This is a genomic window from Selenomonas sp. FC4001 (assembly GCF_000701565.1).
Taxonomy (GTDB): Bacteria; Bacillota; Negativicutes; order Selenomonadales; family Selenomonadaceae; genus Selenomonas_A; species Selenomonas_A ruminantium_B.
Window position 1 is genome coordinate 308,436 of sequence record NZ_KL370793.1, and the last position, 14,081, is coordinate 322,516.

Here is a 14,081-nt window from a genome sequence, read left to right on the forward strand (position 1 = left end):
TCCTTATCTAAAAATCCGAATACCGCCCGCTTTCATGAGCTCACTGCATCCATAGCGGACCGCATCAATTGCGTGATTATTTTCATCGGGATAAGCGGAAACAAATTGCCCCTGCCGGTTCCGCTGGTACTCATAGGTCACAAACTCGCGGTAGGCATTGGGGCATCTACGCTTATCAATATAGATTTTTGCCCGATCCTGCAGCCACTTGATACCATGTTCCACAGAATCGCGGCCTTTGCGGGCTCCTGTGATACGCAGGCCGTAATCCCTCATCTCTGCAATGGATTTCGGCTCAGCAGAATCAGCAATAAGGCGGTCGTTCTTGACTCTCGGTTTAAGCATCTCAGCCGCCATACTGTTTTTTAGTTTCTGCTGGTAAATCTCATCGAAGATATACAGTTCTTCCCGCTTGGCATCGTAATGCATCCCTACGTACGCCAGCGGGTCCATGGAGAAGCCGAAGTCAAGGCCGTGGTATAAATGGTCAAAGGCGGCAATATCATCGTCAGAGAGGCGCTTATCCTCCACATTGTCAAATACTGCGCCGCCGGTGCCGGTGACTTCCCCCAGATATTCATGCCGGTAAGCCTGTTCATTCTTCTCCTTTAGGCGGGCGGCATCGTTAAAGAACTGCTCGCCTAGCCATTCCTCCGGCACCGTCTGATAAGTGGAGTGATGCACCAGCCTTGTGTCATCGTCCAGCAGCTGCTCCTCATTTACCCAGGAATTTTGACTCTTGGGCGGGTTGAAGGAACAGAACTCCCAATATTTAGGGCCGCCACGCAAAAGCGACTGATTGAGGTTTCGTATTTCCTCCATGCCGCTGAACTGGTCAAGCTCCTCCAGCCAAACTATCCCGATGTAGCCAAAGGGCAATTTGATGGACTTGATTTTCTGCGGGTCATCACAGCCAAAGAACAGGATTTTCTGACCTGTCGCTTTGTAGGTGATTTCATGCGGGCTGGTCTTGTACTTGAATTTGTCGATGAGGCCCAGCTGCTCGATTCCCCATTGTACCTGCGGATATACGCTGTTCTTGATAGTGTTGCCGACCTTGCGGAGCACCACCGCATGGCATTCAGGATTTTGGATTAAAAGCTGGGGGATCTCGGTGCTGATGAAAGATGACTTGGTGGAACCACGGCCGCCCTTCATCCAGTAATAAGTATGGCCATGCCGTTTGATATCCTGATGAACGCCCCAGAACGACCGGGCCACAATATTACTCAGCCTTATCGTCGTCATCCGTGTCGTCCTCCCTCAAATCATCAACAATCTGCACCGACTCTACGCCGTTCGCTTTCTCCAAGCTTTCCAGTTCGGAGGCAAGGCGCTTAATGCGGGCCTCCTGTTCTGCCACATCCATCTGACGCGGGAAGCGCTTGAGAAGCTGCTGAGCGGCGTTGAGTCTGTCCTTCGAGGATATTCTTGTCTCGATTATTCGGGCTTCGCTGCAACCTTCGCCAGTGCCCTCAGTTACGATGTTTTCATCCGTCAGTTCTCCGCGCAATGCTGATGTGAGAAACTCCATGACCTCAGTCACATTTGCAATCCGCTTGCTCTCGATTTCCTTGAGCCGGGCCTCGATAGCCTGCTGGATGACAGGTTTTGTCATGTTCTCCGACGATATCCTGTTGGCTATCTTTGAACTATATCCTGCCCTTCTTGCCGCCTCACTGGCGTTGCCTGTCTCAATATACGCATCCACGAATCGCTTCTGCTTTTCTGTCAATTTCACATCATCACCACACTCCCATAATGAACTGCAACAGAAAAGACCGCCCATAACAGACGGCCTTTCCTTGAACTGAATATTTCAGGGGTTTCCTTAATTGTTCCACAGTAATAGCATACCACGGTTTTTGTCAATAAAAGTGCTTCCCCGCTAAAATTATTTTAGTCGCAAGTGAATTTCCACAACCCTATCCAGAATCTGATGCCACCATGCTTTTATGGTGCGGTCACTCACCCAGCCATTCCCATTGATGTATCTCTTGCTGATTTCTTCGCTATATCTACGCTGCGTATATAGCACCCACATCCTTTGGCCCCGCCAAAATTTCTTTTGTTGCTCAGCCTCCTGCCGGCAGGCAATAAAGATTCTCTTGCGTTCCCCGAAGGTCCGCAGTGCAATCCCCACTGCTCTAAGCCACAGATATCTAGGACGCTCAGCATCATAATCGGCAGACTTAATAGCCATATCCTCCACTGGATGCCCGGGCAGATTACCTTTACCGCCACCAATGTTGGTATCCACTGGCGGGCGGCTCTGCTCAAGCCAATCCCTTTTTTTACGTTCATAGTCCTTTTTATGCTTTTCATAGTTCAGGATAAAATCTTCTGCCAGCTTACGGTCTTCGTTCATGCTCTTGACAATATCCTGCTCGTTATTTTCCATCGCGTAGCCCCATCTCCTTAATCTCCTGCATACCGATAAGCCGGTCAAGATACCAGCGGGCCTTTTTCAGCGACTCAGCCCCGCCCTTTTCTCTGTATCGGCAAACATACTTAAGTATATTGCCCTGATAATAATATTCCGCGCCCTCGCCACAAGCAGCGTCTATAAAATCTATGGTTTCGCCGCCTCCGGGCAGTTTGTAATGCGCCGGATGATTAACATTGTCAGTCATCTGAACCACCTACCATTTCATTGATTATCCGTAACGCTTCACAGACAGCCCAACTAACGCCCATATCGTATTCCTCATCGCAACACGTTTCTATACAACCAATTCGCTCCATCACTTCTTTTGCAAAATCAATTTTGCCTTGCACATAACCTTTTCCATAGTAAAACTGCTCACGTTCAGTCATTTTCTCTGCCATCCAAACCACTCTCCTTAACCCATATTTGCGTAACTATCCCAATAGCACCACAATGTAAGCACCTGTACTTTTGCTGAAACTCTTTTTGATTCCCAGCATCACTTTCTACGGGCTTTCCAATCCTTTCTAATTCGTGATGATGGCAATGCTCACAATTCATAACAACCCAATTTGCCATTCGTTTTGAATATCTTAGGACGCACCAGATATACGTTAACTTCTCTCGCCACGATAAATCATTTTTAACTGCTTGTCTTTCTGCCATCCTCGCCACGCTCCTAATCAACGCGTTCTCCAGATTTCTAAATAGGGCCTAACTCCTCCGGGCGAATGCCATCGCCCATCAAAATACGCATGCAGCATTTCAATCTGCTCGTTTATTTTCGCCAGCAGTTCCGGCTCGCCGCCTTGCTTGATAAGTGCTTTACGAATCGCATAAAATTCTGCAAGCGTCAACCTGATTTCAAATCTTTTCCTGCTGGCCAATGCTTTCACGCTCCAATCGCTTAACCCTTTTATACAAATCATCCAACAGCCTATTCACACGCTTACGCTCAGAACTAATCTCACGGGACATGTCATATCCGATTAAAGCCATAGCTGTTAAGACTATTATTTGCTCAATCGTCATTAAGCCTGCCCCCTCTTAATCACATCGAAAACAGCATAGAATTTCTGCACCGTCACTTCCAGATGAATATCTTCCCCGAATTCAATGCCCAGCATGTTGGCCCCGCTGGAAGAAGGACGGAACCGCCACAACTCGCCCTCATGGTAATCAATCGCCGCCGTTCCGGCAGGCCCCGCAATCAGAAAACGCCCATCAGCTTTTACTTTCGCAATTCCACTCATTCAATCTGCCTCCTTATTCCCATCCGTTCACAAGGCCAATAGCTATAACCGCGGCCTTCATAGATTTGTACTTCCTTTCCTCAACCTTGCGGGCGGCTGCCACAATACCATCAAGAACTAGCGGCTCCGGCTCATCTGGTTCAGGTTCGGGCTCGGGCTCGGGTTCGGGTTCGGGGTCCTGCGGCTCCGGTTCCTTGTGAGTAGGATGCAGGCGTTCAAGTAATTCGTCCTTGGAGATGGTTTTCATCTTTTGTGGTTCGTCAACCTGCTTTTTCGGCTTATCCCCAAAATAGCGCTCCAGTTCCTCTGGCGTTGCCTTCCGCGAGTGACACTCAAAAACCATGCTCCCACGGCACTCATTTTCCTTATTGCGTACCGGCGTTCCGCCGCTCATATTGACCTGCCCTAATGCATTAACCATAGTCAGCCCTTCTTTCTTTCCGCCAGCTTCTTTTTCTCAGCTTCCAAAAACTTCCTGAACGCATCCTCACGTTGTTGCATTTCACGATGGCGCTGGTCGCGCTTTGCTATATGTCGCATAGGTTGAACCCTCCACAAAAAACGCTTAATCATGCCTCTGCCCTTTCATTATCTGCCTTGCCTTGCGTTCCTGCCGATGACGCTCATGGTAGGTATACGCCCAGACGCCCCACGTTGGGGAAGTCCGAATAATCTTATGGTGCCGCTTATCAATCTTTATCAATCTGCTGCCCCCTCGTACACTCATAACACCTGTCGTTCATCTTGGCGCCCATGAAGAACAATAAAGTAATGCTGGCGCCGATACTGCCGAAGAACATTCCCGCAATAAAGGCAATCATGCCGCCACCTTCTTGCTCATAATCTTAACCATCTGCTCATTGATTTCATCATAGGTGATTTTCTTGTCCCCGATTTCATCGCTCAGGGCCGCACAATATCCGTAGGCCTTCCCCAGCCGCTTTTTCTTATAGCCGAATTCATCCAGCATGGCCATAAGGAAGGCCGCCGACATCTGCTGCACGGCCTTAAACTCAATCTGCCGGTGATGGCTGGCTTTCGGGTTATTCACAGCCAGCCCGCACTCTAACCCGATATCGTTGCTAAGAAATTCGGCAATTTCGGGCAGGGTAACATATTTGCCGATGATGCACTCAAAGACATTCTGCATTTTATCCCGCAGGCGTTCCAGACGGGAACGGCCAAAGCCCTCGTACTGGTGCATGGCATAAAGGAAAACCGCGCTGAGATTCCGCAGGGCCGTTTTACGCACGCACATATCGGCAGCCATCTGATACCGATAGGCCATTTTTACATCACGCTCTGCCCGGTTAGCGGTTCTGTGCGCCTTGTGTTCATTGCCCCGCATAGCCAAATCCCGCTTGCGGGCCATTTTCTTGGCAAAGCTCATACTCAGTCATCCTCCCCCTGCTCCAGCAGATAATGCCGCACATAGTTCTTGTTATTGATAAACTCAATCCCCGCCTCGATTTCGGACCGGCTAAACTCCATCGCGATAAACGTCCAAAGGCAGGTTATAGTGTCCATGGCCTCAAACATCACTTCGGCGCGATGCTTCATATCAGGATTATTGCGGTACATTGCCAGCGCCTGCACCAGCTCCTCCAGTTCCTTGCCGCAATGCTCCAACTGTTTTTCCATGGTTTCCTCGGGCTTACAAACTTTCAAATGCATTCTATTTTCCTCCATATTCACGAATCTTTGCCTTTACGGCGTTCAACAGGGCATCCTGCCCCGCGGCTTTAGTCTGCAGGGCTTTCATTACCTGCTCGTCCATAGTTCCTTTGGTCACAATATGGTTGATAATCACCGGCTTATCCTGCCCCTGACGGTATAACCTCGCGTTGGCCTGCTGGTACTGCTCAAGGCTCCATGTCAGCCCAAACCACACGATGATATTGCCGCCCGCCTGCAGATTTAATCCATAAGCGCAGGATGCAGGGTGCGCAAGCAGCATCGGGATTTCCCCGCGGTTCCATTCCTGCATCTCGACGGCCCCCGTCAAGAGTTTCGCTTCCGGAAAGTTCTGCTGCAGTTTCTCAAGGTCATGCTTATAAGCATAAAATACCAAAATGGGCTTTCCCTCATTGGCCTCCACAATTTCAGCCAGCTTATCAATCTTGGCATCATGGACGTCAACGATATTCCCATCGTCGGTATAAATACTGCCGTTGGCCAGCTGCAGGAGTTTATTACTAAGAGTCGCTGCAGTCATGGCGGTGATTTCATCATCAGTTCCCAGCCCCAGTACCAATTCCTTTTCCATGGTTCTGTAGGTCTTTTGCGCCTTGGAATCCATTTCCACGCGAATGACATTATCAATCCTTGGCGGCAGTTTCAGATAATCCCCGGCTTTAAGGCTCATAACCTCCGGCGCAATGGCATCATAGATTTCCTGCTCTGCCTTATCATCACGCAGGCGGTAACTGTAGACGATATAGCCATTAGTCTGGGCCGGTCTGAAATACCGGGTACGGTAAGAAGTGATGGTTTTGCCAAGTGCCTCTCCGCCGTCCAGCAGATAAATCTGACTCCATATATCCATCAGCGTATTAGGTGCCGGCGTTCCTGTCAGCAGTACCACCCTGTCAAAGCTGGGCCGCGCTCTTCGCAGGGCCTTAAACCTCTTTGCCTGCGGATTCTTGAAACTCGATGACTCATCCAGCACCAGCATATCGAAAGGCAGCCGGTACCCGTAATACTCACAAAGCCATGTGACACTGTCACGGCTGATAACATAACAGTCTGCATCACGTTCAAGCGCCATAACACGCTGTCTGGGAGTTCCCAGCACCGTGGAAAATCTCAACTGGAGGTGCTGCCACTTCTTCGCTTCATCCTGCCATGTTGACTCTGCCACCGTCCTTGGTGCCACAATCAGCACCTTACGGACGGCGAACATGTCATAAATCAGATTCTGAATAGCCGTCAGAGTGATGATGGTTTTGCCTAGCCTAAGCCCATATCAAGGAACAGGCCGTATTTCGGGAACCGCTCCAAGCGGTCAATCGCTTCGGATTGATACGCATGTGGTATGAACTTCACTTGGCATCACCTTCTTTCTTGGTCCATTCCAGAACCATTTCAATCTCAACCTCATTTTCCACTTTGAAATACTCCACCTGATACCGGCGGAGTTTACCCCGCCATAACTTCTGCAGCGGCCTCAGCTTTCCGCCTGGCCGTTTCAGCTCCACAAAACACATCCTGCCTGATGGCGTAATAATCAGCCGGTCGGGAACACCCGCATTGCCGGGGCTGACAAATTTCAGCACCAGACAACCGGATTTCTCCAACCTCACCTTCAATTTCTTCTCTACATCCTTCTCCAAAATGTCCGTCACTCACAAACACACCTCATTTTCTCCACTTTTCAAAACTGATTTAAGGGTCCAAGGTGTCCAATTTTTGCAAGGTTTTATAGTTTATATAGAATTAGGGGCGTTAGGGGCGATTAGGCATATAGCCTCGCGCGTATACGCGCCTAAATAACCATATAACTCTTATATATAAATAATTGGACACTTTGGACACCATACATCATAACCCCTTATATTTACTAGCATTGCGCGGTGTCCAATTCGGTGTCCAATTCATTTTTAATTGGACACTTTGGACACCGCTGTAAGGTGTCCAATTACAATAAATCTTCCATAGGGTGTTCAATTTCGGATGTGTATTGGACACCCCTGCATTGTTCTTCATCTACGGACACTCTGACAAAAGCTCTTTGTGAACCATAATGCTTAAACTTTAAGCGTCCTCTGCCTCCCCCGCCTTTTTTAGGCTTCCATCCCGGCATCTGCAGCAGAATGGAATTAATCTCTCTGGCGTCAACGTTTTTCATGGCTGCCCGGTTGTTCTCGAAAAGCTCACACCATATTTCCATAGCGCAAACCTTGTCGCGAACCACCTCACCAGCTGGCGGCTCTATCATATCGCCACGCAAAAACTGCCGCCGCGTATTAAGGTCCCAGTCATCCCAGCTTTCCGGAAGCAATGTATCAAGATAATCCTGCACCAGGCCGAACTTCTCGGAGCCTTCTGAGTGCTCTTCCTGAATCTCAGCCGCCTGCTTCTGCATCTCCTCGCTAAGCATCATGCTCTTATCCTCTTTCCAGATTTCCAAAAGCTCTGCCCAGCATTGGGCCGCCTCGGCCTTGGTGAACTCTTTCAGCGGTTTTACGCCGCCGCCCATGCAAGGCACGATAAGGAATCGGCGGGCACCGGTGCGGTCTTTGAGGAAAGCATCTTCATTAGTGGTAGCTGCAAAAATGCACTGGCGTGGAAATTCTCCCGTCCTGTGACCATACGGCAAGCGGAACTTATCCACCTGTCGGCTGATAAACGCCTTCATCTGGTCATTTTCGGCACGTTTTGCGGCCTGCATTTCTGCCAGTTCTACCACAAGGCTCCCCTGCAGCTGTTCAATAACATCCTTTCCCTGCAGGGAAATAATGGAATCATTGAACCATGCACCGCCCATACGGTTGAGGATGGTTGATTTGCCGATCCCCTGCGGCCCTGTGAGCACAAGGCAGGTATCAAACTTAATGCCGGGGACAAAGCAACGGGCAACGCCGGCCTTAAAGAACAGTGTCGTAACGGCCTCGGTGTACTCGCAGTCCTCTGCGCCTAAGTAATCGATAAGGATACGGCTGACACGGGGCTTTCCATCCCACTTGAGTGTGTTCCACCAGTCAATGACCTGATGGAAATGGGCTTTTTGTGTCACTTCCGTAAAGGCGTCATCGATGAGCGCCTTGCCTGTAAGATTCCTGTAGGTTGTGCTGATATAGTTCCTAAGCTGGGCGTCGTCAGCATCCGTCCACACATCCCCGTCCTTCTTGCGCATCCTGCGCCAGGGTAAATCCCGCTTCAAAAGGACGCGGTGGCTGAAATCATCCAAAGCCGCCATTCCTTTGAGTCGCGGGTCATTTTCGAGGATGAGAAGGAAGTTGCCGGCGGTGGCCTTGATGGTTCTGCCATCCTTACCGCCACGCTCCAGCGCCGTCAGCCAGTTAAAGGCCTCATCCCCGGCGCCTTCGCCGTCCAGCAGATCATCGCTAAAGTCACCGGCGATTTCTGCCATCTGCACCTTCGCCACGTTGGCGTCCTGCTGGGCAAACTCTGCCATGGCCATGTAACTCGGACGCTTATTGATAGGCGTGTCTTCCTTGATATCATCATCCCGCTCGATGAACTTATTGAGCCGGACAAGGTCAAAAGCATTGACATCCTGCCCGCTGATGGGGTCCGTCGCGTGATGGCTGTAAGCGTGCAGGTCGTCATCATAGATAATGACGCCGCCTGTAGTCGAGCCTTCGGCATAGGTGTAACGGTTCGGGATATCACAGGGCGTATAGACTTCCGGCAGAAAAGCCGCGATGGCTTCCGTAATGCTATAGGCCTTGCAGAAGTCCCCGACAATACCTTTCTTTTCCCGCGGGTCCCCCAGCTTCTTGAGTTCCCGCTGATGGGCCACTGTCTCTGCCTTGGCAATCGGCCATGTTGTGGCGTCCTGCCAGTTCTCATAGGAGCTGAGTATCGCATCAACATCCAGCAGACTGCCCTCGCTGATTTCCTTGATATACTCGCCATCTTTACTGTGACTTGGCCAGTACATAAAACGTGAGGCCTCATAGGTCGTCGGGTCCATGGCCTCGATATCAATGCGCTGGGCAATCCTGCGGCCTATCGGCTCATACTCATCGGGGCTGACCTTACGGCTCAGCGGAACCACCAAACGGAAACGGGGCTTGTCTGCCGTGTGGCTGTGGGTGGAGTAAACCGCCCATGCCGTTCCCGTCAGCTGTTCCCTGACAGAAGTAAGGAAGGCGTCCCCTTTGCTGATACGGTCTGCATCCAGCGTCAGCAGCACTCTGTTTTTGACCTTATCCTTTTTCCGGAGGCCGTCTTCCAGATAACCGCCGACAAAGCCGCCGGTATCCTTCGCCTGCCCCTTTTCGGTTTTGGTCATTGCCTTGTACTCGGCCGCCGTCTCGCTGGTGACTATCGGCTCCTCGATAGTATGGCAGAACTCCTGCCAGGTCATTTCCCTATTGGTCCATTGCTTAGTATTGCGCGTCGGTGCGGTTGCTATATTGAATTTGAACAATGACCGCGCCTCCTTAGTCTTTCATATAATAGTTATTTTCGAATCCGTCGGCATTCATCAAAAGGCCCTCATTCCACGGCTCATTCTGTGTCATGATAGCCACGGCATCTTCGAGGCTCCCTTCCCCTTTGGGAACTTCCAGAACAACCTCATCATGGATATGGGCACATATCTTATAAGACGCATGCTTGCACTCTTTGAGCCGCTTCATGGCGGCGCAGAGGCAGTCGCGGGCAATAGCCTGTATAAGATTCTCTGTCAGCTTGCCGCCCCATGTCTCTGTCTTCGCCCATTTCTTGGCCTGCTGATTCATGCTCTTGAAGATAATGGCGGGCTTATCAAACTTATTGCTGGCAATGGTGGCGTCCTTATAGCGCAGCTTCCTGCCGGTTGGCAGTACCAGCATAAGACTGTCCTCGAACCATTCCAGGGCAATGTTGCGGTACTGCGGCAGATGAATCGTACGCTTTGTACGGATGCACTCAAGAGCCGCATTTTCAAGCTCATGCCACAGCTTTGGAATCCTTGGCGATGCCGCCCGCCACTTTTGTACAATATCCTCCAGCTCCGGGTCTGACAGTCCCATCTTATCTGCGCCGAAGTTTTTGAGCGCCGCGATGCCGCCGCCATAGCCAAGCGCCAGCTCCGCAATCTTCCCCTTTTGTCTGAGTTCCCCGTTCTCACCATGTTTGACTACCTTGCAGTGAAACATCTGTGAAGCTGAGGCGCAGTAAATATCTTCCCCATTGGCAAAGGCATCCTGCCGCCATTTCTCCTGCGCTACCCAGGCGATAACGCGGGCCTCGATGGCGGAAAAGTCAGCCACTACAAAGCGGGTACCGTCCGGGGCCACCAGCGCCGTACGAACTAACTGCTTGAGCGTGTCCGGCACATTGTAGAGCATTTCCATCATTTCGGTATCTCCGTCAATAACGCAGTTTCTTGCATCATCGAGGTCGGACATGTAATTTCGCGGCAGATTCTGCAGCTGGACATTTCGGCCGGCAAAACGCCCCGTCCGCTGGGCACCATAAAACTGAAACAGGTCATGGATGCGGCCGTCAGAGCATACCGACTCTTTCATCGCCTGATACTTCTTAACGGAAGTATTGCCAAGGCTCTGGCGAATCGTGAGGAGCCTGCGCACAGGTTCCGGAATTTCCCGGCTGAGCAGGTCGGCAATCGCGGCCTTATCCAGACAGGTGATTTCCTCCCCCAGCATCGTGCCAAGCCACTTCTTTAACTGCAGCGGACTGTTTGGATTATCCAGTCCTGTGAGCTGGCGGGCTTCTTCCATGAGCACCTCGCCGTGTTCCTCGTTCATACGGATGGCGTTGTCCACGAGGGTCATATCAATGGCAATGCCGTTGTTATTGATCCAGCGGTCAATCAGCCACATTTCATGTTCCTCGGGACTTGGGCGGTTGCTTATCAGTGCGTTGCGGATGGCCCTTTCCGTCACAACATCCTGCGCGTTGTATTCCTTGAAAATTTCCCATTTGTCCGGGGCATCACCGGGCCTGTTGCGGGTACGGCCGCCGTTGCTCTTTGTGGGGCTGCAGGGAACGCAGAAATACTTGATTAGCGCCTTGCCTCGGGTGTCCTTCTGTTTATCTTCCGGAAAGCCAAGTATCTTGGCGTCCACCCCCAGCCCTGCAGGAAGGGAGTTATAAAGAGCAAGGACGGAATCACATTCCCACTGGTCATCCGGAACTGCATCCGCACCAAAGGCCGCCTTCAGGCAGGTAATCTCGAAATTGGCATTGTATGCGGTCTTTAGTATTTTGGGGTCACGCAGTGCATTGAAAACATCGGGCGGAATCTGTTCGCCTGCGGTGAAATCAACCACTGTCACCGGCCCATCATCGAAACAGTATGCAAAAAGCAGTATCTCAAAATCATCGGCGTCCACATATTTGTGAACGCCGTACTTTATATGATTTGAGCTGTATGTTTCGATGTCCACGCACATTACAGTGGACATAGCATACTCCTTTCTTACAGCAGGTCTTCGGCATCACCCAGCAGGCTGTCATCGAAGTCACTATCCGAAACAACCGTGCCGCCCAGGCTGTCACCATCCTTAATCTTGCGGACACCCAGAAGGCCTACACCGATACCTTTGTTGCCGTTGGAGTTATAGGGGAAAATCGAGAGAACTGCCTGCACCCAGCAGCCGGAATAGATTTCATCAGGGTCAGCAATTTCCACCATATCGCGGTTCAGTACACGGGGCTTATGGTCAACATTGGCGTTGGCATTGAGGAAGTAGGAATCAGCATAGGCCGCATCCTCCGGCCGGTCCGTATCACCATCGCGCAGGGGAATACGGATACCGGTATTCTTGCCGCCCCATTTTGCAATAGCGTCCTTATCATTCTTCATGGCCTCAATGGCGTTCTCAATGATAGCTACGCCCTTCTTATCCGACTTCGGGATAATGAAGGAAGCAGAGTATTTCTCGACATCGCTGCCCATCATGGCCGCAGGAGTCAACAGGTGAGCAAAGGAAAGACGAACAAGACCAGTAGTGATTTTCATAATGTTTTACCTCCAAAGTAATCAGTTAAGTAAAGAATCGTCAAAGTCTGACGCGGCTATATTATCAAGCTCCATGGGCGGGCGCTTGTCGCTTTCAGCAACCAACGTGGGTTTGCCCTGAGGCTTCACAATCACATCTTTGAGCAGTTCGCTCAGTTTTTTCTTGCCGACAAGCTTCTCCAGCGTTGTCAGCGTATGAAGTTCCTGTGGCTTATAGATATCTGCCTCAGCATATCCTTCCTGCAGCAGAATGCCTGACGCCAGTGCAGGGTCTGACAGCTTGCGGGAGCTTCGGCCGGCCACTACTTTCAGCCCCGGCCATTCCTGCCCCTCGATGGCTTTTGCCAGCGCATAGTCTTCAATGTCTGTCAGCCACTTCTTGATTTCCTTGGCCTTCAGAACGATGTCGGCTATCTCATCCGCCCGCAGGTCGGAACTCGTAAGGTCGGTTTTCACCGAGGCCAGCATATAATCTGCCAGCTGGCGGCAGGTTTCCCGGCAACGGCAGAAACGGCAATGTTCGCCTGCGGCCTTCTCGCCTTCGCCCTTATAGGCTTGCTGGGCAATGGGCTTGACGGTTTCGCCCCATTCCAGAAGTTCCTTTTCCGTGAGTTCATCACTTGACACCGAATCAAGCCGCGGCTGGATGATGGTCATGCGAATCTTGCTGACATCATAGAGCAGGTAGTTATCGTTATAGGCCCCCAGAGCGTACAGGCGCATCTGCGTATTGCCCACAGCATCCACAGGCACTCCTTTGCCATACTTGAGGTCACAGACTTCCAAACCGCCATCGGATACGATAACAAGGTCACCCGTGCCAAAGCCTTCCGGCACCCATGCGCTGAAATCCAGCCGTTGTTCCACCATAATCTTGGCGTCCCCCGATGCTTTTCGCGCGGCGTTGATTTTCTCGATACAGACATCCAGATAACGGCCGGTGGCTTCCCACATTTCATCGTCTACCGGGTACTCATAATGTTCGCCCATCTGTCTGGGGATAGAGATGGACTTCAACCGCTCCTTGGCGACCTTCCCTGTCCGGAGAAAATGCCGGAGCCGCAATTCTGCCACCGCATGAGCCGCCGTTCCTTCCTCCGCATAACTGGAGGTCTTATCGGGGACAGCCGCTTCCAGCTTCGCCGATGGCGGACAATGCAGCCATCTGTGGGAGCCGGAAGCACTAAGCATTGCATGTACTTCAGGCAACTTTGTCACCTCCAATAAGTGCTTTCAGTGAATCAATCTGGGCACGGGTTTCAATCTCGCCTACCCGCTTCAGACTGTTCTCTTTAAGCCATGCCGCAATCTTCGGCTGATTGGTGGCTTTATCGGCCTTCATGAATTCCCCGGCCTTGCCCCGGATAGCTTCGATTTCCTCTGTGGTCGGTTTATCTGCGGCCTCTGCTTTCTTCGGCTCCGGTTCCTTCACCAGGTCATTGATTTCCTTTGCCTTAGCAGGGCTCACAGGAGCGCCCGAGAGCGGCTTTTCCGCCGTCTTGGTATCCTTGGCAGCCTTTGCCTTTTCGGCGGGCTTAGCGGGCGCCTTGGGCGGTTCCACCGTCTTTTCCGGCAGATGGGCATTCACATTACCGCTGTGTGCCATGCTGACCGCCGCCAGACACCCCGCAATATCAGACAGGGCATTCACAAAATTTTCGTCAAAGTGTACGTTTACGTTGATATCCATAGATTTTTCATAACCTCCTGTGGTAAAATCAGACTATAAAATCCTTTTGGA

Annotated in this window: 21 protein-coding genes; all 21 read right to left on the reverse strand. The window is 51.1% G+C overall.

Features of this window, described 5'->3' with window-relative positions; translation table 11 throughout:
* Nucleotides 1-3: 3 nt before the first annotated feature.
* Nucleotides 4-1,248: a PBSX family phage terminase large subunit gene (locus tag T320_RS11170; protein ID WP_037355802.1), complete on the reverse strand. Its 1,245-nt coding sequence runs from the start codon at nt 1,246-1,248 to the stop codon at nt 4-6.
* Nucleotides 1,226-1,741, reverse strand: a complete 516-nt coding sequence (locus tag T320_RS11175; protein ID WP_037356570.1) for a terminase small subunit — start codon at nt 1,739-1,741, stop codon at nt 1,226-1,228. The genes T320_RS11170 and T320_RS11175 overlap by 23 nt, the downstream gene beginning before the upstream one ends.
* Before the next feature lie 153 nt (nt 1,742-1,894).
* Entirely contained in the window at nt 1,895-2,401 is a 507-nt protein-coding gene (locus tag T320_RS11180; RefSeq protein WP_037355803.1) for a hypothetical protein, read from the reverse strand.
* A complete protein-coding gene (locus T320_RS11185) occupies nt 2,391-2,633 on the reverse strand; it encodes a DUF3310 domain-containing protein (RefSeq protein ID WP_037355806.1) in 243 nt (80 codons plus the stop codon). The genes T320_RS11180 and T320_RS11185 overlap by 11 nt, the downstream gene beginning before the upstream one ends.
* A complete protein-coding gene (locus tag T320_RS11190; RefSeq protein WP_037355809.1) occupies nt 2,626-2,829 on the reverse strand; it encodes a hypothetical protein in 204 nt (67 codons plus the stop codon). The genes T320_RS11185 and T320_RS11190 overlap by 8 nt, the downstream gene beginning before the upstream one ends.
* Nucleotides 2,810-3,094 (reverse strand): hypothetical protein, encoded by a 285-nt coding sequence (locus tag T320_RS11195; RefSeq protein WP_037355812.1) that lies wholly within the window; start codon nt 3,092-3,094, stop codon nt 2,810-2,812. The genes T320_RS11190 and T320_RS11195 overlap by 20 nt, the downstream gene beginning before the upstream one ends.
* A 17-nt stretch (nt 3,095-3,111) precedes the next feature.
* On the reverse strand, nt 3,112-3,324 hold the full coding sequence (locus tag T320_RS14700) for a hypothetical protein (RefSeq protein WP_156032830.1): 213 nt from the start codon (nt 3,322-3,324) through the stop codon (nt 3,112-3,114).
* The gene (locus T320_RS14880) at nt 3,293-3,460 is read right to left on the reverse strand and encodes a hypothetical protein (RefSeq protein ID WP_197019428.1); all 168 of its coding nucleotides are present in this window, start codon (nt 3,458-3,460) and stop codon (nt 3,293-3,295) included. The genes T320_RS14700 and T320_RS14880 overlap by 32 nt, the downstream gene beginning before the upstream one ends.
* Nucleotides 3,460-3,681 (reverse strand): hypothetical protein, encoded by a 222-nt coding sequence (locus T320_RS11200; protein ID WP_037355815.1) that lies wholly within the window; start codon nt 3,679-3,681, stop codon nt 3,460-3,462. The genes T320_RS14880 and T320_RS11200 overlap by 1 nt, the downstream gene beginning before the upstream one ends.
* 13 nt (nt 3,682-3,694) lie before the next feature.
* Entirely contained in the window at nt 3,695-4,102 is a 408-nt protein-coding gene (locus tag T320_RS11205; RefSeq protein ID WP_037355818.1) for a hypothetical protein, read from the reverse strand.
* 144 nt (nt 4,103-4,246) lie between these two features.
* Nucleotides 4,247-4,384 (reverse strand): hypothetical protein, encoded by a 138-nt coding sequence (locus tag T320_RS14705; RefSeq protein ID WP_156032832.1) that lies wholly within the window; start codon nt 4,382-4,384, stop codon nt 4,247-4,249.
* On the reverse strand, nt 4,371-4,502 hold the full coding sequence (locus T320_RS15075) for a hypothetical protein (protein ID WP_255327100.1): 132 nt from the start codon (nt 4,500-4,502) through the stop codon (nt 4,371-4,373). The genes T320_RS14705 and T320_RS15075 overlap by 14 nt, the downstream gene beginning before the upstream one ends.
* Nucleotides 4,499-5,071 carry a hypothetical protein gene (locus tag T320_RS11210; protein ID WP_037355820.1) on the reverse strand — a complete coding sequence of 191 codons (573 nt, stop codon included), beginning with the start codon at nt 5,069-5,071 and terminating at the stop codon, nt 4,499-4,501. The genes T320_RS15075 and T320_RS11210 overlap by 4 nt, the downstream gene beginning before the upstream one ends.
* Nucleotides 5,072-5,073: 2 nt before the next feature.
* Nucleotides 5,074-5,355, reverse strand: a complete 282-nt coding sequence (locus T320_RS11215; RefSeq protein WP_037355823.1) for a hypothetical protein — start codon at nt 5,353-5,355, stop codon at nt 5,074-5,076.
* Between the two features lies 1 nt (nt 5,356).
* Complete coding sequence (locus T320_RS11220) at nt 5,357-6,583, reverse strand: DEAD/DEAH box helicase (RefSeq protein ID WP_231465895.1); 1,227 nt, start codon at nt 6,581-6,583, stop codon at nt 5,357-5,359.
* A 139-nt stretch (nt 6,584-6,722) separates the two neighbouring features.
* A complete protein-coding gene (locus T320_RS11225; protein WP_051608738.1) occupies nt 6,723-7,025 on the reverse strand; it encodes a VRR-NUC domain-containing protein in 303 nt (100 codons plus the stop codon).
* A 293-nt stretch (nt 7,026-7,318) separates the two neighbouring features.
* Nucleotides 7,319-9,799 carry a virulence-associated E family protein gene (locus T320_RS11230; protein ID WP_051608739.1) on the reverse strand — a complete coding sequence of 827 codons (2,481 nt, stop codon included), beginning with the start codon at nt 9,797-9,799 and terminating at the stop codon, nt 7,319-7,321.
* Between the two features lie 13 nt (nt 9,800-9,812).
* Nucleotides 9,813-11,783 (reverse strand): DNA polymerase, encoded by a 1,971-nt coding sequence (locus tag T320_RS11235; protein WP_037355825.1) that lies wholly within the window; start codon nt 11,781-11,783, stop codon nt 9,813-9,815.
* Nucleotides 11,784-11,797: 14 nt separating this feature from the next.
* The gene (locus T320_RS11240; protein WP_037355830.1) at nt 11,798-12,340 is read right to left on the reverse strand and encodes a DUF2815 family protein; all 543 of its coding nucleotides are present in this window, start codon (nt 12,338-12,340) and stop codon (nt 11,798-11,800) included.
* A 21-nt stretch (nt 12,341-12,361) separates the two neighbouring features.
* A complete protein-coding gene (locus T320_RS11245; RefSeq protein WP_037355833.1) occupies nt 12,362-13,549 on the reverse strand; it encodes a DUF2800 domain-containing protein in 1,188 nt (395 codons plus the stop codon).
* Entirely contained in the window at nt 13,542-14,030 is a 489-nt protein-coding gene (locus T320_RS11250; protein WP_037355836.1) for a hypothetical protein, read from the reverse strand. Before T320_RS11250 ends, T320_RS11245 begins: the two co-directional genes overlap by 8 nt.
* Between the last annotated feature and the right edge of the window lie 51 nt (nt 14,031-14,081).

Bases quoted from the DNA above. Each gene is read 5' to 3' on its own strand.
- T320_RS11170 (WP_037355802.1), bottom strand. From the start codon at position 1,248: ATGACGACGATAAGGCTGAGTAATATTGTGGCCCGGTCGTTCTGGGGC.
- T320_RS11180 (WP_037355803.1), bottom strand. From the start codon at position 2,401: ATGGAAAATAACGAGCAGGATATTGTCAAGAGCATGAACGAAGACCGT.
- T320_RS11185 (WP_037355806.1), bottom strand. From the start codon at position 2,633: ATGACTGACAATGTTAATCATCCGGCGCATTACAAACTGCCCGGAGGC.
- T320_RS11190 (WP_037355809.1), bottom strand. From the start codon at position 2,829: ATGGCAGAGAAAATGACTGAACGTGAGCAGTTTTACTATGGAAAAGGT.
- T320_RS11195 (WP_037355812.1), bottom strand. From the start codon at position 3,094: ATGGCAGAAAGACAAGCAGTTAAAAATGATTTATCGTGGCGAGAGAAG.
- T320_RS14880 (WP_197019428.1), bottom strand. From the start codon at position 3,460: ATGACGATTGAGCAAATAATAGTCTTAACAGCTATGGCTTTAATCGGA.
- T320_RS11200 (WP_037355815.1), bottom strand. From the start codon at position 3,681: ATGAGTGGAATTGCGAAAGTAAAAGCTGATGGGCGTTTTCTGATTGCG.
- T320_RS11205 (WP_037355818.1), bottom strand. From the start codon at position 4,102: ATGGTTAATGCATTAGGGCAGGTCAATATGAGCGGCGGAACGCCGGTA.
- T320_RS15075 (WP_255327100.1), bottom strand. From the start codon at position 4,502: ATGATTGCCTTTATTGCGGGAATGTTCTTCGGCAGTATCGGCGCCAGC.
- T320_RS11210 (WP_037355820.1), bottom strand. From the start codon at position 5,071: ATGAGCTTTGCCAAGAAAATGGCCCGCAAGCGGGATTTGGCTATGCGG.
- T320_RS11215 (WP_037355823.1), bottom strand. From the start codon at position 5,355: ATGCATTTGAAAGTTTGTAAGCCCGAGGAAACCATGGAAAAACAGTTG.
- T320_RS11220 (WP_231465895.1), bottom strand. From the start codon at position 6,583: ATGTTCGCCGTCCGTAAGGTGCTGATTGTGGCACCAAGGACGGTGGCA.
- T320_RS11235 (WP_037355825.1), bottom strand. From the start codon at position 11,783: ATGTCCACTGTAATGTGCGTGGACATCGAAACATACAGCTCAAATCAT.
- T320_RS11240 (WP_037355830.1), bottom strand. From the start codon at position 12,340: ATGAAAATCACTACTGGTCTTGTTCGTCTTTCCTTTGCTCACCTGTTG.
- T320_RS11250 (WP_037355836.1), bottom strand. From the start codon at position 14,030: ATGGATATCAACGTAAACGTACACTTTGACGAAAATTTTGTGAATGCC.